This window comes from Kosakonia quasisacchari, from assembly GCF_004331415.1.
GTDB lineage: Bacteria > Pseudomonadota > Gammaproteobacteria > Enterobacterales > Enterobacteriaceae > Kosakonia > Kosakonia quasisacchari.
This window is the reverse complement of sequence record NZ_SJOP01000016.1, coordinates 100892-119840: the sequence shown is the minus strand read 5'-3', so window position 1 is coordinate 119840 and position 18949 is coordinate 100892. Positions and strand designations below refer to the sequence as shown.

Sequence of the window (18949 nt, the reverse complement as noted above, 5' to 3'; positions counted from 1 at the left end):
AAAACCACGCCAGTATTGTTCAACATTGTTCGCTATCTGGGGGCGTTTTATCTGCTCTACCTTGGCATCAAAATGTTGTACAGCACGCTTAAACGCAGCGCGAAAGAAGAGGGCCATCACGACGTGCAGAAAGGTGAAATCTTCAAGCGTGCGCTGATATTAAGCCTGACGAATCCGAAAGCGATTTTGTTTTATGTGTCCTTCTTTGTGCAATTTATCGACATTACCTATGCAAGACCTGGAATGTCATTCTTTATCCTCGCCAGTACGCTGGAGCTGATCAGTTTCTGCTATTTCAGTTTCCTCATTGTTTCAGGTTCGTATCTCACACAGTGGGTAAAAACCAAGAAGAAACTCACCCGGTTGGGTAACTCACTGCTGGGGCTGGTTTTTGTTGGTTTCGCTGCACGGCTGGCGACACTGCAATCCTGAACCCTGGGGCAATAAAATGCGTTTCTATATCGCAACTTACCGAAATGCTTTCCGCTGTAGTTATATATTGAGTGGGAAACAACTGGCCAAATTTATGCTTTATAGCGTTGTGGTTTTTGCGCTGTTGATTGGGCTGTATCTTTTGGCGTGGCAGGTCGTGATCTATACGCCGATGATGGAGTATTTAACCGCACCAGGTGTGATGCAATTTTCAACCTATGCTGTCCATTTTTTCCAGGTCATTGTCTTGCTGCCCATGGTTATCCACCTTTTGAAAATGATGGCCGCTTATTTTTTTCGGAAATAGTCATTCCTGCTCAATGACCTGAGAATACTCACCGCTGAAAAGCCACGTCTGAATACGTGGCTTTCACGGGCTTATTGCGTTAATTCAGGCATATGATCCATTACAAACTTCAACACCTTCTCTCCATCCATCGACGCGAAAGGGTAGCTTTCAATAATGGCAATGGGCGCTTCTTCAGCAATGTGGCTTTTGAGTTCATCAAGTTTGTACTGGATGTGTGGTGCAACCAAAAAACAGTCAAAAGCAGGGGCGACGCTGGCGAAGTTATCCACACCGACAGCACTGACGAGCAATGAATAACCATGCTCATTAGCCGCTTTTTGCATCTTTTTGGCCAGTGATGTAGCGGTATTGCCAAAAAGACAACATATCAATAATTTTTTCATAGGTGCCTCCTGTGGTAGTTGCGACCACACTATGCCCGCCGTTGGCGAGAAAATGAGCGCAATATCCAGGTTTACACCACTTAATACGAAAGTTTATGCAGGCATGATTCAAAGCAGTTTATTCATGTTATAGCCAGTAATCTGGTAACCATTCGCTTCATAGACTTTCCTGGCATGTTCGTTTTCGGCCGCCACGCGAAGTTTAATTTGCCGAATTCCCGCCGCGCTAAGTTTTGATTCCAGGCATTGCATCGCCTGGCTTCCAAGACTTTTGCCGCGAAAGGCAGGACGGAGAAAAAAATCATAAATAAAAGCGGATTTATCGATAAAGTCAGCCCTGTACCACAGCGATCCCACAACCTGTGTAATGCCGTTGTCGACAAACGTAATGGTCGTCAACGAATGGCCTGGTGTTTTCTGCGCCGCAGGCAAACTTGTTTCGATTTCTCGCTTGGCCTGTTCTGTCGCGTCCGCGAGGGATAAACGATAATTTGCTGAAATTTCAGCCGCATAATCAGGGACAAAATAAGCAACAAAATCAGCGAATTCAGCCGCTGACATGGGACGTAACCGAATCATTTTCAACCTCAATATGTCATCCGGGTGTCTTACGCCCGGATCTTTTCTCGCATAGGATTACTGAAATACCGATATCGCTTCCGCCAGGCGAATGGCCTGCTGGTTCATGCGACCGGTCGCTTCCGCTCCTTCTTGTACTCGTTGCGCATTCTGGTGGGTGATCTTGTCCAGATCCTCCACCGCCAGGCTGGCTTCACTCAAGGCCGATGCCTGCTCGGCAGTTGCCGCGCTGATCTGTGCTATCAGCAAGGTCACATTTTGCACTTGCTTAACGATCTCCTTCATGGTTTTTCCTGCGTCGTCTGCCAGTTGACTGCCGGAATTAACATGCGTAACGCTATTTTCAATCAACGCCTTGATTTCGCTGGCGGCACGCGCGCTGCGCTGTGCCAGACTGCGTACCTCTCCTGCAACGACGGCAAACCCTTTACCTTGTTCACCTGCTCGCGCTGCCTCAACCGCCGCGTTCAGCGCCAGAATGTTCGTCTGAAACGCGATGCTGTCGATAATACTGGTGATACTGGCGATTTGCCGTGAGCTTTCCGCAATCGCCGACATCATTTCTATCATCTGGTGCATCACCTGACCACCTTGCTGCGCAGCATCGCGCGTCCCTTGCGACAAGACGGTGACTTCGGCGGCTGTCTCCCGATTACTTTTTACCGTGGCGGTTAATTCATTCATCGTCGCGGCCGTTTGCTCAACGTTTGCCGCCGCCTGTTCTGTCTGGCGGCTCAGGTCATCATTCCCTTGCCGCAGAGACTCCGAGGCTTTTAAGACGGTCATCGCCTGGCCGCTGACATCGTTGACCAGCCAGCGGAACATCAACCCGAGCTGGCTGATCGCGCGCAATGTCATACCGACTTCATCTACCCGATTGAGTTGATCTACTTGATGTGCTTCGCCACTGGCCACTTGTAAAGCCTGGCGGCACAAGCGCTCGATCGGCCGGACAATTTGCAGCTCCAGCCAGATATTGATACACAGCAGCAGTAGCGTCATGAAACTGGCGAAACTGACCAGTTGACCGGGCGTCAGATCATGCCCCCAGGCAGCGGCAAGGCTGAATAGCAGCGCGATGATCAACGCTGAACGTAGCCGCCAGCGTAGAGGCATGGTGACAAACAGTGAGCGCCAGCGCATCAAGCCCGTGCGGATAATCAACCCTTTATGGAAACGTTGGCCGCTCTCCTGGCCTTCGCGAAACTGGCGATAAACCTCTTCGGCGGCAGTGACTTCTTCTGCCGCTGGTCGGGTACGCACCGACATGTAGCCCTTCACTTTACCCTGACGAATTACCGGAATCGCGTTAGCGCGCACCCAGTAATGGTCGCCATTACTGCGACGGTTTTTTACCAGCGCTGTCCAGGGTTCTCCCTGTTTCAAGGTCGACCACATATCGGCAAACGCCTGCTTTGGCATATCCGGATGGCGCACCAGATTATGCGGCTGGCCTTTGATCTCTTCCAGCGAGAAGCCGCTGACATCAATAAATGCATCATTGGCATAATTGATGTAGCTCTCCGGATCGGTGGTGGACATTAACGTTGCATCATTATCGAAAACGTACTCTTGCTGTGTAACGGGTTCATTGTTGCGCATAGTGAGTATTCTCGAGAAAAAGGGAGGGCATTGGAAATTTCTAAATTCTTATATCTATTTACGGCATGGTTCACTCAGAGCTTTATATTTTTTGACACGCTTCTGATAACCGTAAAACAAAAAGAGGTTTTACGCCATAAACATAGCCATACAAAATAAAAGTGCTTTAATTATGTCCGGGTGAAGAAAATATTCTATATCCTGAATTTTTATCACCTGGTCAGAAAGATCGTTTCTGGACACGCTAGATAGTTAGTGTGCTGACGAATATTTAGGATAAGGCACATAAAGAAATAGCTGAATCGTTCTCTGGCTCACTAAAAACAGCAATGAGCATTTCCGCTGCGTACGGATTCAGCTAATCTGAAATGAACAACAACGAAAGGATTTTTCATATGAAAGGTACTGTCGTTCATCACGAACACCGTATTGGTTTTATTGTTATTCGCGACGAGAAGGGAGAGTTCGCTGTCGCGGAGCTACTGGGGAGCTACGATGTTGAAAGGGGCGATGTCGTGTCCGGCGAGTTGCAGACCAGCGGCGGCGGAACGTTATTCAATGAGACGCAAGATGAGTCGATGGATGTTTTTATGAAGGGGTACGGGCTATCGGAACAGGATGCCATAAGCTATATCCTGCGTACTCATTAAACAGCGCCAGCGTGCGTGGCTCGCCCCTTGCGGGCGAGTTGACGCTAACCTTCACATTTTTATCAGGTCGGGCATTTTCCACCTGAAAAGACGTTTTTCTGTTGCCATACAGAACCTTAAGTTAAATTCGCTCTCCACTTACTGAAGAATACGCAAGGGCAGTTGCAGACGATTCTGCAAGACAATTATCCGACCCTGCGTAATGCTAATGTCAGATTAACGCATTATCTTTTTTCTCATACTTTAGAGTTTTTTATGTTTTTACCTTTCAGGTATTTAAAGTTAATGAGCTTAGGATAGATGATGAATACGATCCCGCATAAAATCCACCAGGTCTACACCAAGGGGATGGCAGCGCTACCGACCGAGGTGCATGCCTCCATCGAAAGACTCAGGCAATTAAATCCCGGCTGGGAATATTATTTTTACGACGAAGAAAAGATGCTGGCCTATCTACATGCTCACTATGGCCAGGAGATGCTGGCGTTATACCAAAAAATAAACCCGCAGTATGGCGCAGCGCGCGCGGATTTTTTCCGTTATTTATTGATGTATCGCGAAGGTGGCGTTTATTTAGATATCAAAAGCTCTTGTACTGTTCCGTTTAGCGAAGTTATTCCGCCAGATTGCGAAATATTATTATGTAACTGGGATAATAAACCGCAGGGTTGCGATAATAATATGGGCAAGCATGATGAGCTCGCTTTTCTCAAAAATGGAGAGTACCAGCAATGGAATATTATTGTCGCACCTGCTTCGCCTTATATTAAAGCCGTTATAGATGAGGTCGTTGACCGACTCAAACGCTATAAACCGTGGCGCTATGGGGTGGGAATGCGGGGGGTGTTAAATACCACCGGGCCGATCCCGTTTACGCTGGGTATTGAAAAAGTGCGTAAGTGTGCGCGTTTTCGTCAGCAGGAAAACCACCGCAATGTCGGGCTGGTTTACCGCAATGTCAGCAAAAAAACCATTAAGCAATTCAATACAAGCCACTATAGCAAGTTACGATCGCCTGTTGTTACGTTGACCGGGGCCGATCATTTCTATTATCTGCTCTGGCGCGCTTTCATTTTCCCGTTCTGGCGTTTGAAGAAAAACACGATTAATGAGAGTAAGAAGGTGCTGGGCAAGCTGAAGTCGAGATGTATCTGAAGGGAAGAGAGAAAGTAAAAAGAAAGATGGCAGTTTCGACATCAAAACTGCCAGCGAAGATTTTTTTGAGATTGTTAAAGCGTATATCCATCACTTGCGCACTTTATAACCTATTGGCATAAAGAGCGCAAACGCAAATTTTTCTGCGGATGGATTGATAAAATTTATGATCAGCGTATTAATTCATCACTCTTACTGATTGAACAGCCCCTGCGCTGTGTCAGGAGCGAGTCACCGCGAGCTATGCTGGGTTGCGCTGCTCATGCAGTTTGAAAATCTGCACCATCTCCAACAAATTCTCTGCCTGCTGCTGCATTGCGTGCGCGGCGGCCGAAGATTCCTGCGACAGCGTAGCGTTCTGCTGTGTGGCGGCATCCATCTGGGTAATGGCGATGTGCACCTGATCGATGCCCGTACTTTGCTCATTACTGGCCAGCGAAATCGTCTCCACCAACTGGCTGACGCGTCCCACGCTTTGCATGATCTCTTCCATGGCGTTACCGGCGTTTTTCACCAGCTTATTGCCTTCATCAATACGGCTGACTGAGCGCTGGATCAAATCACTGATCTCTTTCGCCGCTGTCGCGGAGCGTTGCGCCAGCGCCCGGACTTCTGCTGCAACAACCGCAAAGCCGCGCCCTTCGGTTCCTGCGCGCGCGGCCTCAACGGCAGCGTTCAGCGCCAGAATATTGGTCTGGAAGGCGATACTGTCGATAACGCCAATAATGTTGCTGATTTCGCCAGAGAGCAGATTAATTTCACTCATTGTGGTGACTACTTGTTCAACCACTTCGCCGCCCTGGTTTGCCACACGGGTTGCTTCCCGGGTGATATCGCTGGCGACACGCGAATTCTCGGCGTTGTTTTTTACTACTGACGTGAGCTCTTCCATCGACGCCGCCGTTTGTTCCAGCGCGCTGGCCTGCGCTTCATTACGCGACGAAAGCTCACGGCTGCCGCTGGCGATTTGCTGCGACGCACCGGCAATCGTTTCTGTACCGGAACGTACTCCGGTAACGATACGCGTCAGGTTACCGTTCATCTCCTGCAGGGCGTGCATCAGCTCGGCGGTTTCATCGCGCCCGGACACCACGATAGCAGACTGTAAGTCACCGGCTGCGACATTGCGGGCAACCGATACCGCCTGCGCCAGAGGGTGAGTGATACTGCGGATCAGCCACCAGGTGATCAGCATGCCGACCATCAACGTGAATACCATCACCAGCATGAGCATCAGGCGTGTCTGCTGGTAATGCTCATGGCTACGCGTGTCGGTCTGCGCACGGATAAGCTCCGCTTGTTTCAGCGTGCTGGCGACCATCTCATCAATCATCCGTGTTGGCTCACGATCGATTCCCGTCACCAGATGGTCGACACGTTGGGCGCTGGTAATGTTCTGAACATTGTATTGTTGCAGCGCAGCCAGATACTGGCTTTCCAGCTCAGCATGCAGCGCGATGGTTTTGACGGCCTCGGTATTGGAGAGGCCAATTTGCGGCAACAGTTCGCTGAGCGTTTTTAATAGTGCCTGCGTTTTTTGGCTCTGTTCGACAAAGGCGTTTTTATACTTGTCGAACGCTTGCTGTCCTTGTGCGCCGCGCAGCAAGGTGTTTTTCCACTCCTGAACCTGAATTTTAAACTGTACTTGCGCGTTGCGGGCCGTGTCGATACTGTCCGCAACCACCTTCTCCGTGGCCATGATCTGTTGGTTTTGTACTAATCCGCTGGCGTTAATCGACAACCCGCGAATACCCATAAACAGCGTTGCCAGTAAAAGAATGGCCGCCAGGAAACCGAGCCGTTGCCCGATAGTGAGGTGGTTGAGCTTCATCAATCGATACTTCCCATAGTCAGTGAGGCGCAAAATAGAGCGCACACCAGCAATATCGACGGGTTTAAGCCCAGCTTTAATGGGGGAAAACGGCCCGGTGAGCAAAATTGGCGTTAAGTTATTGAAGGAGAATATCTTCGGTGTTTTATGACATTTTCGTGACAAAGCCTGACTGTTGCGAAATACAACAGTCAGGCTAATTTGTGGGCATTACGAACCGTACAAATGTTGCTGCTGCAGCTCTGTCGCGATCTTCGACAACAAGCGGAACGGTTTGTTATCCGCGAGCCAGGCCGGGATCTCCTCGGGCGACAACGGGCGTGAGAACAGATAGCCCTGGGCTTCATCGCAGCCGTACTCGGCAAGCATTCGCGCGGTTTCCAGATCTTCAATCCCTTCCGCCAGCACCACATAATGCAACTCTTTGAGCATCATAATGACGTTACGGGCGATAATCCGGCTGCCGGTGTCGGTGGTGACCTGGCTAACCAGCGAACGGTCGAGCTTAATCACATCAATAGGGATGCGGCGTAAGTAACTGATATTGCTGTATCCTGCGCCAAAGTCATCCAGCAAAATGGTAAAGCCGAGCAATTTTAAACGGTCGAGTTCTTCGAGTGCCGGGTCACTTTCCAGCACTTTCTCCGTCTCCAGGCATTCAATACGCAGATCCGACGTGTACAGCCCGGCGGCCAGTACGTTCTGTTCCAGCTCATCGGCAAATCCGGGGCGCGAAAAATCACTGACCGTGACGTTAATCGACACCGGCAGCAGAATACCTTGCTGTCTCCATTGTTGAAGCTGAGAAATCACGGGCTTGATCACCCACTGCGTCAAATCAGACATCAACGTGGTTTTTTCCGCCAGCGCCACAATCACTGCTGGTGAGATCTGGCCCAGTTCCGGGTGCTTCCAGCGCAGCAGCGCTTCCACGCCTTCGGTTTTGCCAGAACGCAGCGAAATTTTGGGTTGAAAAACGAGGTAGAGTTGATCGGTGGCTTTGATTGCCTCGCTGAGATCGTAGAGCAGTTTAAAATCTTTATTCCGCTTGTGATCGAGAATCGGGTTGAACTGCAACACCCGAATCTTTTCGCGAATCGATTCATGCAGGGCGCTGATGGCCTGACGCACAATCTCCTGAACGTTATCTTCCTGTGGCGAAAATTGCACATAGCCTGCGTGAATAGTCAGATTGATATCGATATCGCCGGTGATTTTCGCCTGTATTCCGGGCAATTTTTCTGCCCGTTTTGCCAGCGTCAACGCATAGTCCATATCCACCAATACAGCGTAGCGACCGGTGGTGAAAGCATACAGCGTGGTTTCTTCTTTCAGCTTCAAGCGCAAGCGCAGCAGTGGTCCAAAACTGCGGAGCATCTTCTCCAGCGCTTCCACGCCCAGGTAGCGGGATAATTCATACGCGCGCGGCATATCAATACAGTCAAAAATCATCAGGGCGTAGCTGCCGCTCGCCTTTTCCAGCGTTAACCGCTCCATCTCTTTCACCAGAAACTGGCGATTCGGTAAACTGGTGAGGGCATCGATCAAACCGATGGTATAGCAAGATTCAAGATAAACGGTGGCAAGTGCAGTGACGCGGTGGAAATTGGTTATCTGCCGTGATGTCGGCGTATAGATTTCAGGGTGACTGACACATAACGTGCCCAGCACCGTGCCTTCTTTATTTATCATTGGTGCTGAAGCGTAAAAAAGAATATTTCCGCTTTTTACCAAAGGTTGATGATTAAATCGTTCATCGAGCCGGGTATCAGAACTAATAACGGTCTGGCAACCGTGCAGCGAATATTGGCACATGGTCTGTTCGATACGAATTTTGACGTGCTCAATCGGGATATTCTTAACATATTTGATATATTGAAATTCGTCGTCAAATGTTGTGATAAAGCATCCTTCAACGCCCATCACCTCACAAGCCAGACGCGCAAATTCGGCTAGCGCTGCATCGCGGGATTTGTCTTCCTTACTCAGCAGCTCCAGAGCGGCAAGCCGTTTGCTTTCGCTTTTTTTGAGACCAGTGAACATAGCGAGCTCCTGCCCAAATCAATGAGATGGTGGTGTTCTGTTCAGATGACTCCATCATGCGCTTAGGCTTACGGCTTAATAAAAATCCTGACGCGCAATTACCACCAACCGAATTGGGTTCCGGCCACAGCAATAACCGCCACGACGAGCATAATGATGGTTGTCTTTCTCACGAAAACTCCTTTGCTGGCGATAATCGCCAGAAATCAATTGTATAAGAAATAGAAGAAAATGAGATTTTTCTCAAGTCTTCACGTCACAGAGATACACTTAATCGAGACGAATAAAGTGTTTTTTTTCTTTATTTTTTAAATTAATACATCGCTTCATTGATGCTAAAAACATCCAGGGCGCGTCATTAAATCATGAAAAAAGAGGGTTTTACATATCGTGGCGAGCTGGCGCTAAAAATTAGCAGGCAATAACGAAAAAAAGCCCCGTTGATGAAGCGGGGCAAAAACTCATTGATTACGGAATGATGTTCTCTGGTCATGGGTGAGAACGAGGCTAACTATACCCGCTGAAAGTGCAGTAAGAATGGAGAAATCATGGAGATATCTCTGCCGCGTGGCTATGCTGGAAAGCGGTTTACAGGCGATTTAAGGAAAAAAAGATGCGTTATTGGTTACTGGCGTTACCCGTTGTTCTCGCGGCGTGTTCTTCCTCACAACCTGAATCTCCCCGCCACCCACAAATCGGTATGGCAAACCCGGCGGCGGTTTATTGCCAGCAGCGGGGCGGCGAGCGCGTGCCTGTGCAAAGCCCGCAGGGCGTACGCACAGAGTGTAAATTGCCGGGTGGCGAGGTGATTGATGAATGGGCGCTGTGGCGGCGCGACCACCCGTAATTGCACTGCGTGACAATCGCCGGGTCGCCAGGGTACACTTCTCACTCAGAATTATCCTATTTTTTAACTGGCGCGGGAGCGCATGAGAGAAGCATGTTCCAGTTACGTCCGGGCAGCCCGGCTTTAATTATCGGCGCCCAAACCGCCAATGGTCGTGGCAATATTGGCAAATCTGTTGAGCTTTTTGGGCTGTGTCAGCCCGGCGAGCGTTTTCTTAACCCGGTGAACGGTGTGGTCACGGAAATGCCGCGTAATGCCGCGCGTGCGCTGTGGCTGGTAACCGGCGATGTGACCGCTTTTGATGGCCAACACGGGTTCGCGTTTGTGCGCGCCGAACATCTGATGCCGCTGCAGCCGGACAGCGAACCCCTGGATGTTCGCGAGCGCGTAATCAGTTAATTCAACGAGCGTAGCCATTGCGCCAGCACCAGCGCCTGGTTTTGCTCAGTGTTTTTTGCCGCGTATAACAGCGTGACGGTGCCTTTCTTTTCGCGGGCCGCCAGCTTTTTCCCTTCCGCTTCCTGTGCGGCAAGTTCCTGACGATAGATTTCACTGAACGCGGCGAAATCAATAGCTTCGCCGTGAAACGCTTTGCGCAGTTCCGTTGACGGTGCCAGCGCTTTGTTCCATTCATCAAAGGCCAAATCCGTTTTCTTAATGCCGCGCGGCCAGAGCCTGTCGACTAACACCCGGTAGCCGTCGTCATCGGCGGCGGAATCATACACCCGTTTGCATTGGATCATGGTTACCTCTCCCTCTCTTCAATCCACGCCGCCAGCGCCGATAATTGCCGCTCGGAAAAGACGCGAATGCCGTGTTCTTCCAGCAGCGCGGCCGCTACGCCCATACCTTGCCGCCGCGTGCCGCTGAAGGTTCCATTATAGATAAACTGGCTGCCGCAGGTGGGGCTGCCATCGGTGAGCAGCGCTGCGCGACACCCCGCGTTTTGCGCAGCCTCTAGCGCCAGCCAGGCGGCTAACTGATAGTGTGCGGTAACGTCCCGCCCATCATTTTCAACAATCCGCGCCTGTTCGCGCATCACGTCTGCGCCGTGACCTGCGACAATCTCCGCCGGTTTTCGCGGTACGGGTAAACCTGCCGCCAGTTCCGGGCAGTGGATCACCAGACGATCTTCCTGCTGCCAGCGTTGCAGCGTCTCCGGCAGCGCTATTTTCGCACTGCCGTTGTAACGGACTTTGAAGCCCATCAGACACGCACTGACGAGAATTTTGGTTTGGTACATAGTGTTCGCCATAATGCATTGCCGGAAAGGTATTTTTTCATAATTTTGCATGATATATGCCTGCTGATTTTAATGTGTTGTGATTACATTAAAAGACAGCTAGTGTGATATTCCTTATGTTATTCGTTATCTGCTCCGGCATAAGGACACTTTCATGCATCACATTCCTCCGAAAAAAACATTACGCATCGCGCTGGTCGGCGATTACAACCACGACGTTGTCGCGCATCAGGCGATCCCTCTGGCGATTGATGATGCCGCCGCCGTGCTGGAAATTACCGCTGATTACGACTGGTTACCCACCAGCGAAATCAACAGCGATGAAGATCTGGTTGGCTATGACGCCATCTGGGTTGTACCGGGAAGCCCCTATAAAAATGCCAATGGCGCGTTTATCGCCATTAAATACGCGCGTGAAAACGCGGTGCCATTCCTTGGCACCTGCGGCGGCTTCCAGCATGCGGTCATTGAATATGCCCGTAATGTGTTGGGCTGGGCAGATGCGGCGCACGCCGAGACGGAAAACATCGGCCGAATGGTGATTACGCCGCTGACCTGTGCGCTGGTGGATCAAAATGGTGCTATTGAGCTGCGGCCTAACACGTTAATTGCCCATGCTTACGGTCGTGAGCTGATTGAGGAAGCCTATCGGTGCAGCTTTGGCGTAGCAGAAGAGTTTGCCCGCGAGCTGGAAAGCGGCGATCTGCGTGTTACCGGTTGGGATGAAGACGGAGAAATCCGTGCCGTGGAGTTGGTGACGCACCCGTTTTTTGTCGCCACCTTGTTCCAGCATGAACGTGCGGCGCTCACAGGGCGTCCAGTGCCGCTGGTACAGGCGATGCTGCGTGCGGCTTGTGAATAAAAAAACAGGCCTGCGGGCCTGTTTTTGTTGTCACCCTTAAACCACCGTCTGAAGAGGTGGTGAGGGATTTGTCTACGTCACATCATTTCGCGTTCGCGTCCGGCAAACGCCCCGCAAACCGCCATGATGACTGATAAAACACCACACGCCAGCAGCGGAAGATGCCAGTTGCCGCTGGCATCGTGAATTTTCCCCATTAGCGGCGGCCCACAAGCTGCCAGCAGGTAGCCGATCGATTGCGCCATGCCGGAAAGCGCGGCTGCCTGATGAGCGGAGCTGGCGCGCAGCCCGATAAACGTTAACCCGAGGATCATCGTCGCACCGGAGCCAAAGCCAAAAACAAGGGTCCAGAGCGTGGCATGTTCCGGCACCAGCCACAATCCTAACGAACCGACGGCACACAGCAGCGCGACCACGACAGCGATACCGCGCTGATCTTTTAGCCGGTGCAGAACCAGCGGCACCAGCAGGCCCGGCATTGCCGTCGCCAGTTGCAAAATGCCGTGTACAGAACCCGCCTGCGCTTCACTGAAGCCTTGGGCTATCAGAATCGACGGCAGCCAGCCAATCACGATGTAATAGATTAATGAGTTGATCCCTAAAAACAACGTGACCTGCCAGGCAAGCCAGGAGCGCCAGATCCCGCGGTTATGCAGCGCACCGGAGTGACTGAGTGTCGCAGGTGCGCCGTGGCGCAATCTTGGTAGCCACAGCAATAGTGCCAGTAACGGAAAGATCATCAGCATCAATAGTGCGCCATGCCAGCCCGCACCGTGTTGCGCCAGCGGCACAACGACCGACGAGCCGAGCGCCGCCGCTGCGCCCATGGTGAGTGAGTAAGCGCCCGTCAGTTTCGCCACATGCTGGGCGAAGTCGCGTTTTATTATCCCCGGCAGCAGCACGTTGCCGAGCGCGATCCCGCAACCGATGATCGCTGTCCCCGTAAACAGCAGCAGCGATGAGGGCAGAGAACGAATGGCGATGCCAAGACAAATCAGCACCATCGCTGCGAACAGACTGCGTTCCATGCCGAAACGGCGCGCTACCCCGGCCGCCAGGGGGGATATCAATGCAAAAGCCAGCAGCGGCAGCGTGGTGAGCATACCGGTTTGCGCCGTGGTTAAACCATATTCCGTGCGAATGACATCCAGCAGCGGCGCTGCGCCAGTAAAGGTGACACGCAGCGTGGTGGCAATCATCAGGATCCCGGTAATCAGCAGTACGCTTTGCTTACCACGGGAGGGAAGGGGGGTAATCATTGTCTTCTCTGAAAAAATAACAGGCCACTACGATAACGTTTTTTGCCGCTGTTGGAATCAAGCTAGAATGACACTTTATCGCTAAATTCGGACAAATTAATGCACGGACTTGGGCTCGGCGGCTACGATCCAGATAGCCAGCAGGAAATGGCGGTGGCGTTCAGCATTACTGTTGATGAGAGTGAACAATTGATCCCGGCGCATCACCATCGCAAAGGGCAACTCATTCTGGCCTTGAAAGGCGCAATTACCTGCGAGGTCGAACATGCCCGCTGGATGGTGCCACCACACCATGCGATGTGGCTTCCGGGGCAGGTTTTGCACAGCAACCGCGCCACAGCGAATGCGCAGCTCTGTTTTCTGTTTGTTGAGCCCTGGTCGGTGGTCATGCCGGAGCACTGTTGCACGCTCAAAATGTCGGCGCTGGTACGCGAGTTGATCCTCACATTAGCCACGCGCACGCCAGCCCAGCGGCGGCAACCCGCCACCCAGCGGCTGGTGCAGGTGCTGTTTGATGAACTGCCAGCACAGCCGCAAATGCACTTGCAGCTACCGGTTTCCGCACACCCGAAAATCCGCCAGATGGTCGACAGCATGGAAAGCAACCCGGCAGACAGGCAAACACTGGCGCAGTGGGCGCAGGTGTTTGCCATGAGCGAGCGCAACCTTGCGCGGCTGATGGTCAAGGAAACGGGGTTGAGCTTTCGTCGCTGGCGGCATCAGATGCAACTGATCCTCGCGCTACGGTTATTAATTGACGGCCACTCGGTGCAGCACATTGCTCAGGCGTTAGGGTATGACTCAACCACCGCCTTTATCACCATGTTTAAAAAAGGGCTTGGGCAGACGCCGGGGCGTTACCTGGCAGCGCTCGGTGAGGCGTAACATTTTCTGCCTTCTATTCCGTTTCTTTTGTGTGGGTTTGGCGTGTTTATCCTGGCTGAGAGGGAAAGATAAGTAGTAAGTATGGGGTGTTTGTTTTTAATAACTTTTTCAGATATTCAATGCCGTTTTTGATATTTGTCTGATGAATAAGGTTGTGTGACTTTAGCGCTGAATTAACACAATAACAGGACATAAGGATTAGCATGGCAACCTCATTACACACGAAAAAAATAGGCGCAATCAGCGCCCTGGCGCTGCTTTCAGCACTCTCTTTTTCCGCTCATGCCGACAAACTGGCAGATATCAAAGCCGCTGGCGTCGTCAAAGTGGCGACGTTTGACGCTAACCCGCCGTTCGGCGCAATCGATCCGAAATCGCATGATATCGTGGGATATGACGTCGATTTTGCCAAAGCGCTGGCAAAAAGCCTCGGCGTAAAACTGCAACTGGTAGCGACGAATCCGGCGAACCGCATTCCGCTGTTGCAATCCGGCAAAGTGGATCTGATCGTTGCGGATATCACCATCACCCCGGAACGCGCGCAGGTGATCGACTTCTCGACGCCGTACTTTGTCACCGGCCAGCAATTCCTCGTTCCGGCTTCTGCGGCCGACAAGTTGGACGCCTACAGCAAAGCGCGCATTGGCGCGGTGAAAGGCACCACCGGCGAGCAAACGTTGCACCAGCGTTTCCCGCAATCTCGCGTGCTGGCTTATGACGACATCCCGCTGGCGCTGACCGCGTTGCGTAACGGCAATGTGCAGGCAATTACCCAGGACAGCACTATTCTGGCTGGTTTGCTGGCGGAAGCGCCGGACAAAGCGAAATTCAAAATCCTGCCGGATTTGCTGTCAAAAGAGGAGATTGGCGTCGGCGTCAGCAAAGGTGAAACCGCATTGCTTAATGCGGTTAATACTGAGCTGGTAAACCTTGAGAAAAGCGGCGACGCGGCAAAAATCTACGACACCTGGTTTGGTCCGCAAACAAAAACGCCCGCTCCACGCAGCTTTACCATAGAAGCGAAGTAACTATGCTGGCAGGTCTGTTTTCCGCCTCTGTGGCTGATGCCACGGAGGCGTTGTCCGTTGCAAAAGGCACGGTAGCGTTCCGCCAGGTAAGCAAACGCTACGGCGATAACGTGGTACTAAAGTCGATTGATTTACAGGTTGCCGCCGGGGAAGTACTGGCGGTGTGCGGGCCGTCAGGTTCCGGTAAATCAACGCTGATCCGTTTGATTAACCAGCTCGAAACCCTGAGCGGCGGGGAGATCTATGTTGATGGTCAGCCGACCAGCCAACTGAAAGGTCGGCAGCTTCGTGAGCTGCGTCGCCATGTCGGTTTCGTCTTTCAGCAGTTTAATCTTTATGCCCATCTCAATGCGCTGGATAACATTACGCTGGCGTTACGCCGTATCCACGGCAAAACCGCTGCCGAAGCCCAGACCATCGCGCTGGCACTGCTGGCGCGCGTTGGCTTGCAGGATAAAGCGTATCACTACCCGGCGCAGCTTTCCGGCGGGCAACAGCAACGCGTGGCAATCGCCCGAACCCTGGCCGCCGATCCGCATATCATTCTGTTTGATGAGCCAACTTCGGCGCTTGATCCGGAGATGATCGGCGAAGTGTTGCAGGTGATGAAATTGCTGGCGCACAGTGGCATCACGCTGATTGTGGTGACTCATGAGATGCAATTTGCCCGCGAAATTGCCGACCGCGTGATCTTTATCGACGGGGGCGAAATCCTTGAGCAGGCAGCACCGGCGCAATTCTTCTCTGCACCGCAGCACCCGCGCGCACAGCGCTTTTTACAGAAAGTGCTCAACCCGCTGCACGCAGATAACAAGGAGTTGTGATGGCGCTGCATCTCGACTGGGCGGGCGTGCTTACCGGGCAGCCCGCCCAATGGATCACTTCCGGTGTTCTTACCACCCTCTGGGTTACCGTGGCGGGAACCGTGCTGGCGACGGTATTGACAGTACTGCTGCTGGCGCTGCGCCTGGCCGGTGGCAAAATCGGGCGAGGCGTGGTGGCGGTGTGGGTGTCGCTGTTTCGCAATACACCGCTTTTGGTGCAGCTGTTGTTCTGGTATTTCGCCGCCTGGAATGTGCTGCCGCAAAGTTTCCGCCAGTACGTTAACGACGACCACGCGTTCAGCATTTTGCCGGGCGATGTCTGGTGGTTTACGCCAGAGTTTCTCTCGTCGGCTTGGGCGCTGGGGCTGTTTACTGCTGCATTTCTGGTTGAAGAGATCCAGTCGGGTCTGCACGCGGTGCCGCGTGGGCAGGTTGAAGCCGCGCAATCGCAGGGCTTTAGCCCGCTGGCGTTGTTCCGCTGGGTGCTGCTGCCGCAGGGGTTACAGAATGCCTGGCAGCCGGTGGTGGGGCAGTATCTGAATCTGATGAAGCTCTCTTCGCTGGCGACCGGCATTGGTCTGGGGGAGTTAACCTACCAGACCCGGCAGATCGAGAGTTTTAACGCCCACGCCCTGGAGGCGTTTGCCATTGGCAGCGCGCTCTACTTGCTGCTGGGGCTGGTGATGAGCGTGTTGTTTAACCTGCCGCGCAACGTGCGGGCGCTGCGCCGTGCAGCGGAGGTGCAACATGATCGCTAATATCACCGTGATTACCGACAACCTCGACTATTTACTGTGGGGGCGAGCGGCGCAGGGCGAGCCTGGTGGTGTGTTGTTATCGCTGCTGATGACCGTCGGTGCAGCGGTACTGGCGTTTCCCGGTGGTGTGCTGCTGGCGTGCTGCGCGTGGCGTTTTCGCGGCTGGCCGCGCAAGGTGCTCTTTCTCTGGGCGGAGCTGATTCGCGGCATTCCGCTGATCTTCGTTATCTTCTGGCTGTGGTTTTTACTGCCCTGGTTAACCGGGACCGATCTTCCCGGTGCGGTCACCGTGACGCTGGCGCTGGCGTGGTTTACCTCGGCGGCGGTGATGTATTCGACGCTTGCCGCGCTTGGGGCGTTGCCGAAAGGGCAGTATGAAGCTGCGCTCAGTAGCGGGTTTGGCAGTGCGCAAATCTTGCGGCTGGTGCTGCTGCCGCAGGCGTTACGCAACGCGTTGCCATCGTATATCGGTTTGTTCATCGCGCTGCTGAAAGACACGTCGCTGGCGTTTATTGTCAACGTCCCGGAACTGACGACTGTCGCAGGTCAGGTGAATAATCGGGTGCAGGTGTATCCTGCCGCGCTGTTCGTCTTTACTGGCCTGGTCTATTACCTGCTGTGCAGCGCGCTGGAATTTGCCGTCAAACAGTGGCAGCGGCGTAACTCACTGCCGGCCAACCAGTAGCGAAACTAACCCCGCCGCAATCAGTGGCCCAACCGGAACGCCCCGGAACAGGGCCACACCCAACACGGTACCGACCAGTAATCCCGCCACCAGCGAGGGTTGCGAACTCATCAACGTTACGCCGCGCCCGCCCAGCCACGAGACAAAAACGCCAACCGCAATCGCAACCAGTGATTTCCAGTTCACAAACGAGTGCAGCAGCGTGGAGGGCGGTAATGAGCCGCTGGCAATTGGCGCCATCACGCCAATGGTCAGGATAATAATGCCAACGGTCAGCCCCTGTTTTTCAATCCACGGGAAGAAGGTATTGAGCGGTGTGACGCGCACAATGATCAGCACCAGAATGGAGACAGCAACGGTGGTGTTGTGGCTGACAAAACCCAGCGCCGCGAGCGCCAGCAGAATAAACAGCGTGGTATCAAACATCAGAAATTCCTTGCCAACAAAGAAACCTGTTTACTCTACGCATAAACCGATGATGAAACAGGTTTTTTTCATGCAGGCAGATATTTTCAGGCAGTTGCCAGAAGTGAAGGGCGGTTTTTAATCAAAAGTCAGTTGAATTGTCATCCGTAATTCATAATTCAGAGATATGAATGTGGCTCCGCCCGGTGAAATACCAGGCCATTGCGAGTTACCATCATGCCTTCAGATGTGTTGATTCTCACCGCACTGTTCTTCACGCTGGCCGCCGGGCTGGTGATTTCCGTATTGATGCTGGAAAGAAGCGGCTGGTAAGTCGCATAAACGCGTTATTCGCGGCGAAAATCCACTAGCTCCGGGCGAGCAATGCGCAGATAGTCGCCGGTATTCATGATCACCGATTTCTCCAGTAACCCGGCGTTAAACGCAATGTCATCAAAGCGCTGAAACAGTACCGGGTCGGCAACCAGGTGCAGATCCGGGTGAAAGCTGAACGGAGGAATCGCGCCAAATACGCACGCTGTTAATTCATCCACTTCCGCCGGGCTTGCCAGCGAGGCTTTATTGCCACCAAAGTGCTGCGCTAAGCGGGAAAGGTCGGCCTGTAAATCGGCGGCCAGGATCGCCAGCACATGCTTTTTCACGCCGTTACCTTTGATCTTACACAGCAGCGCTTTCGCGCCCTGGCCCAGCGCGGTACCGCGAATTTCACTGACGGCTTCACACTTGCCGACGGCCTCGTGTTCAACGACGCGAAAGCGTGCGTCTTGTTGTTCAAGCAGGTTTATCAAATGTTGGTGGACGTTACGGCTGGCAATTTCAGACATGTTCGCTCCCGATAAAAACGTTGAAGATGAAGAATAATTCACGCGCCGGGAGATGAAAATAAAAATGCCGCCTGAAGAGGCGGCGAAAAAATACAAGCACTACAAACAACGCTTTTTGTGTGTACTGTTAGTTTCTTTTCAAAAAGGTAGCCTTACGCTACCAGGCTCAATGCGTTCATAAGGCTGAACTGAGCGCAACAGCACCGGCGAAAACGTTATCTACGCCCGCCGTGCCACAAATGCTTCGATGGAATTAATTTGCCATATTTACGTGCAGGCAAGGGGGTAAATAGCCGCTATTTTGTACGGCAATTCATCCATTT

24 protein-coding genes are annotated in these 18949 nt (G+C 52.5%); 13 read left to right on the top strand and 11 right to left on the bottom strand.

The annotated features are described in order from the left end of the window. Positions 1-432, top strand: a 432-nt coding sequence (gene leuE, locus E0L21_RS17350) for a leucine efflux protein LeuE (RefSeq protein WP_131411655.1), incomplete at its 5' end; no start/stop codon positions are given. 16 nt (positions 433-448) lie between these two features. After that, positions 449-739, top strand: coding sequence for a hypothetical protein (locus E0L21_RS17345; protein WP_131411653.1), 291 nt, complete (start codon positions 449-451; stop codon positions 737-739). A gap of 71 nt (positions 740-810) precedes the next feature. Here E0L21_RS17345 and E0L21_RS17340 read toward each other — a convergent pair whose 3' ends face one another. The 3 genes from E0L21_RS17340 to E0L21_RS17330 form a co-directional block, all read right to left on the bottom strand. Then, a complete protein-coding gene (locus E0L21_RS17340; RefSeq protein WP_131411651.1) occupies positions 811-1125 on the bottom strand; it encodes a PTS sugar transporter subunit IIB in 315 nt (104 codons plus the stop codon). 108 nt (positions 1126-1233) lie between these two features. Then, on the bottom strand, positions 1234-1704 hold the full coding sequence (locus tag E0L21_RS17335) for a GNAT family N-acetyltransferase (protein WP_268886891.1): 471 nt from the start codon (positions 1702-1704) through the stop codon (positions 1234-1236). 57 nt (positions 1705-1761) lie between these two features. Continuing rightward, positions 1762-3306, bottom strand: coding sequence for a methyl-accepting chemotaxis protein (locus E0L21_RS17330; protein WP_131411647.1), 1545 nt, complete (start codon positions 3304-3306; stop codon positions 1762-1764). 395 nt (positions 3307-3701) lie between these two features. On the opposite strand from E0L21_RS17330, the gene E0L21_RS17325 reads away from it, so the two are divergent. Together E0L21_RS17325 and E0L21_RS17320 are read left to right on the top strand one after the other, a co-directional pair. Continuing rightward, the gene (locus E0L21_RS17325) at positions 3702-3956 is read left to right on the top strand and encodes a hypothetical protein (protein WP_131411645.1); all 255 of its coding nucleotides are present in this window, start codon (positions 3702-3704) and stop codon (positions 3954-3956) included. Between the two features lie 300 nt (positions 3957-4256). Next, positions 4257-5111 (top strand): glycosyltransferase family 32 protein, encoded by an 855-nt coding sequence (locus E0L21_RS17320; protein WP_131411643.1) that lies wholly within the window; start codon positions 4257-4259, stop codon positions 5109-5111. Positions 5112-5352: 241 nt separating this feature from the next. On the opposite strand, the gene E0L21_RS17315 is transcribed toward E0L21_RS17320, so the two are convergent. From E0L21_RS17315 to E0L21_RS25495, 3 genes are all read right to left on the bottom strand, one after another. After that, the gene (locus tag E0L21_RS17315) at positions 5353-6942 is read right to left on the bottom strand and encodes a methyl-accepting chemotaxis protein (RefSeq protein WP_131411641.1); all 1590 of its coding nucleotides are present in this window, start codon (positions 6940-6942) and stop codon (positions 5353-5355) included. Positions 6943-7152: 210 nt separating this feature from the next. After that, positions 7153-8985, bottom strand: a complete 1833-nt coding sequence (locus E0L21_RS17310) for a sensor domain-containing diguanylate cyclase (protein ID WP_131411639.1) — start codon at positions 8983-8985, stop codon at positions 7153-7155. Positions 8986-9083: 98 nt separating this feature from the next. Further along, a complete protein-coding gene (locus E0L21_RS25495) occupies positions 9084-9137 on the bottom strand; it encodes a hypothetical protein (protein WP_071925284.1) in 54 nt (17 codons plus the stop codon). A gap of 461 nt (positions 9138-9598) precedes the next feature. Between E0L21_RS25495 and E0L21_RS17300 the strand changes: the two genes are divergently transcribed. Further along, a complete protein-coding gene (locus tag E0L21_RS17300) occupies positions 9599-9832 on the top strand; it encodes a putative hemolysin (protein ID WP_131411637.1) in 234 nt (77 codons plus the stop codon). Between the two features lie 93 nt (positions 9833-9925). Continuing rightward, complete coding sequence (locus tag E0L21_RS17295; RefSeq protein WP_131411635.1) at positions 9926-10231, top strand: hypothetical protein; 306 nt, start codon at positions 9926-9928, stop codon at positions 10229-10231. On the opposite strand, the gene E0L21_RS17290 is transcribed toward E0L21_RS17295, so the two are convergent. Then, a complete protein-coding gene (locus E0L21_RS17290) occupies positions 10228-10575 on the bottom strand; it encodes a DUF488 domain-containing protein (RefSeq protein ID WP_131411633.1) in 348 nt (115 codons plus the stop codon). The two genes, E0L21_RS17295 and E0L21_RS17290, sit on opposite strands and share 4 nt — an antisense overlap. A gap of 2 nt (positions 10576-10577) precedes the next feature. Next, on the bottom strand, positions 10578-11075 hold the full coding sequence (locus E0L21_RS17285) for a DUF523 domain-containing protein (protein WP_131411630.1): 498 nt from the start codon (positions 11073-11075) through the stop codon (positions 10578-10580). Positions 11076-11229: 154 nt separating this feature from the next. Here E0L21_RS17285 and E0L21_RS17280 point away from each other — a divergent pair, with 154 nt between their 5' ends. Continuing rightward, positions 11230-11937 carry a CTP synthase C-terminal region-related (seleno)protein gene (locus tag E0L21_RS17280; RefSeq protein WP_131411628.1) on the top strand — a complete coding sequence of 236 codons (708 nt, stop codon included), beginning with the start codon at positions 11230-11232 and terminating at the stop codon, positions 11935-11937. Positions 11938-12014: 77 nt separating this feature from the next. Here the strand turns inward: E0L21_RS17280 and E0L21_RS17275 are convergent, their stop codons facing one another. Beyond that, positions 12015-13196: a CynX/NimT family MFS transporter gene (locus tag E0L21_RS17275; protein WP_131411626.1), complete on the bottom strand. Its 1182-nt coding sequence runs from the start codon at positions 13194-13196 to the stop codon at positions 12015-12017. Positions 13197-13295: 99 nt separating this feature from the next. On the opposite strand from E0L21_RS17275, the gene E0L21_RS17270 reads away from it, so the two are divergent. The 5 genes from E0L21_RS17270 to E0L21_RS17250 all read left to right on the top strand — a co-directional run bounded on the left by E0L21_RS17270 (position 13296) and on the right by E0L21_RS17250 (position 17376). After that, positions 13296-14081 carry an AraC family transcriptional regulator gene (locus E0L21_RS17270; RefSeq protein WP_131411624.1) on the top strand — a complete coding sequence of 262 codons (786 nt, stop codon included), beginning with the start codon at positions 13296-13298 and terminating at the stop codon, positions 14079-14081. A gap of 203 nt (positions 14082-14284) precedes the next feature. Next, the gene (locus E0L21_RS17265) at positions 14285-15109 is read left to right on the top strand and encodes an ABC transporter substrate-binding protein (protein WP_131411622.1); all 825 of its coding nucleotides are present in this window, start codon (positions 14285-14287) and stop codon (positions 15107-15109) included. A 2-nt stretch (positions 15110-15111) separates the two neighbouring features. Next, positions 15112-15933, top strand: a complete 822-nt coding sequence (locus E0L21_RS17260) for an amino acid ABC transporter ATP-binding protein (RefSeq protein ID WP_131411620.1) — start codon at positions 15112-15114, stop codon at positions 15931-15933. After that, complete coding sequence (locus E0L21_RS17255) at positions 15933-16691, top strand: amino acid ABC transporter permease (RefSeq protein WP_131411618.1); 759 nt, start codon at positions 15933-15935, stop codon at positions 16689-16691. Before E0L21_RS17260 ends, E0L21_RS17255 begins: the two co-directional genes overlap by 1 nt. Next, positions 16681-17376 carry an amino acid ABC transporter permease gene (locus E0L21_RS17250; RefSeq protein ID WP_131411615.1) on the top strand — a complete coding sequence of 232 codons (696 nt, stop codon included), beginning with the start codon at positions 16681-16683 and terminating at the stop codon, positions 17374-17376. The genes E0L21_RS17255 and E0L21_RS17250 overlap by 11 nt, the downstream gene beginning before the upstream one ends. Here E0L21_RS17250 and E0L21_RS17245 read toward each other — a convergent pair. Continuing rightward, positions 17356-17802, bottom strand: a complete 447-nt coding sequence (locus tag E0L21_RS17245) for a DUF441 domain-containing protein (RefSeq protein ID WP_131411613.1) — start codon at positions 17800-17802, stop codon at positions 17356-17358. The genes E0L21_RS17250 and E0L21_RS17245 overlap by 21 nt on opposite strands. Positions 17803-18018: 216 nt before the next feature. On the opposite strand from E0L21_RS17245, the gene E0L21_RS25540 reads away from it, so the two are divergent. Further along, positions 18019-18114: a small membrane protein YoaI gene (locus tag E0L21_RS25540; protein WP_456237421.1), complete on the top strand. Its 96-nt coding sequence runs from the start codon at positions 18019-18021 to the stop codon at positions 18112-18114. A gap of 14 nt (positions 18115-18128) precedes the next feature. On the opposite strand, the gene E0L21_RS17240 is transcribed toward E0L21_RS25540, so the two are convergent. Next, complete coding sequence (locus E0L21_RS17240; RefSeq protein ID WP_131411611.1) at positions 18129-18626, bottom strand: YbaK/prolyl-tRNA synthetase associated domain-containing protein; 498 nt, start codon at positions 18624-18626, stop codon at positions 18129-18131. Between the last annotated feature and the right edge of the window lie 323 nt (positions 18627-18949).

Excerpts from the sequence above, each read along its gene's own strand:
- E0L21_RS17345 (WP_131411653.1), top strand. The coding sequence starts at position 449 with ATGCGTTTCTATATCGCAACTTACCGAAATGCTTTCCGCTGTAGTTAT.
- E0L21_RS17340 (WP_131411651.1), bottom strand. The coding sequence starts at position 1,125 with ATGAAAAAATTATTGATATGTTGTCTTTTTGGCAATACCGCTACATCA.
- E0L21_RS17335 (WP_268886891.1), bottom strand. The coding sequence starts at position 1,704 with ATGATTCGGTTACGTCCCATGTCAGCGGCTGAATTCGCTGATTTTGTT.
- E0L21_RS17330 (WP_131411647.1), bottom strand. The coding sequence starts at position 3,306 with ATGCGCAACAATGAACCCGTTACACAGCAAGAGTACGTTTTCGATAAT.
- E0L21_RS17325 (WP_131411645.1), top strand. The coding sequence starts at position 3,702 with ATGAAAGGTACTGTCGTTCATCACGAACACCGTATTGGTTTTATTGTT.
- E0L21_RS17320 (WP_131411643.1), top strand. The coding sequence starts at position 4,257 with ATGATGAATACGATCCCGCATAAAATCCACCAGGTCTACACCAAGGGG.
- E0L21_RS17315 (WP_131411641.1), bottom strand. The coding sequence starts at position 6,942 with ATGAAGCTCAACCACCTCACTATCGGGCAACGGCTCGGTTTCCTGGCG.
- E0L21_RS17310 (WP_131411639.1), bottom strand. The coding sequence starts at position 8,985 with ATGTTCACTGGTCTCAAAAAAAGCGAAAGCAAACGGCTTGCCGCTCTG.
- E0L21_RS17300 (WP_131411637.1), top strand. The coding sequence starts at position 9,599 with ATGCGTTATTGGTTACTGGCGTTACCCGTTGTTCTCGCGGCGTGTTCT.
- E0L21_RS17295 (WP_131411635.1), top strand. The coding sequence starts at position 9,926 with ATGTTCCAGTTACGTCCGGGCAGCCCGGCTTTAATTATCGGCGCCCAA.
- E0L21_RS17290 (WP_131411633.1), bottom strand. The coding sequence starts at position 10,575 with ATGATCCAATGCAAACGGGTGTATGATTCCGCCGCCGATGACGACGGC.
- E0L21_RS17285 (WP_131411630.1), bottom strand. The coding sequence starts at position 11,075 with ATGTACCAAACCAAAATTCTCGTCAGTGCGTGTCTGATGGGCTTCAAA.
- E0L21_RS17280 (WP_131411628.1), top strand. The coding sequence starts at position 11,230 with ATGCATCACATTCCTCCGAAAAAAACATTACGCATCGCGCTGGTCGGC.
- E0L21_RS17275 (WP_131411626.1), bottom strand. The coding sequence starts at position 13,196 with ATGATTACCCCCCTTCCCTCCCGTGGTAAGCAAAGCGTACTGCTGATT.
- E0L21_RS17270 (WP_131411624.1), top strand. The coding sequence starts at position 13,296 with ATGCACGGACTTGGGCTCGGCGGCTACGATCCAGATAGCCAGCAGGAA.
- E0L21_RS17265 (WP_131411622.1), top strand. The coding sequence starts at position 14,285 with ATGGCAACCTCATTACACACGAAAAAAATAGGCGCAATCAGCGCCCTG.
- E0L21_RS17260 (WP_131411620.1), top strand. The coding sequence starts at position 15,112 with ATGCTGGCAGGTCTGTTTTCCGCCTCTGTGGCTGATGCCACGGAGGCG.
- E0L21_RS17255 (WP_131411618.1), top strand. The coding sequence starts at position 15,933 with ATGGCGCTGCATCTCGACTGGGCGGGCGTGCTTACCGGGCAGCCCGCC.
- E0L21_RS17250 (WP_131411615.1), top strand. The coding sequence starts at position 16,681 with ATGATCGCTAATATCACCGTGATTACCGACAACCTCGACTATTTACTG.
- E0L21_RS17245 (WP_131411613.1), bottom strand. The coding sequence starts at position 17,802 with ATGTTTGATACCACGCTGTTTATTCTGCTGGCGCTCGCGGCGCTGGGT.
- E0L21_RS25540 (WP_456237421.1), top strand. The coding sequence starts at position 18,019 with ATGCCTTCAGATGTGTTGATTCTCACCGCACTGTTCTTCACGCTGGCC.
- E0L21_RS17240 (WP_131411611.1), bottom strand. The coding sequence starts at position 18,626 with ATGTCTGAAATTGCCAGCCGTAACGTCCACCAACATTTGATAAACCTG.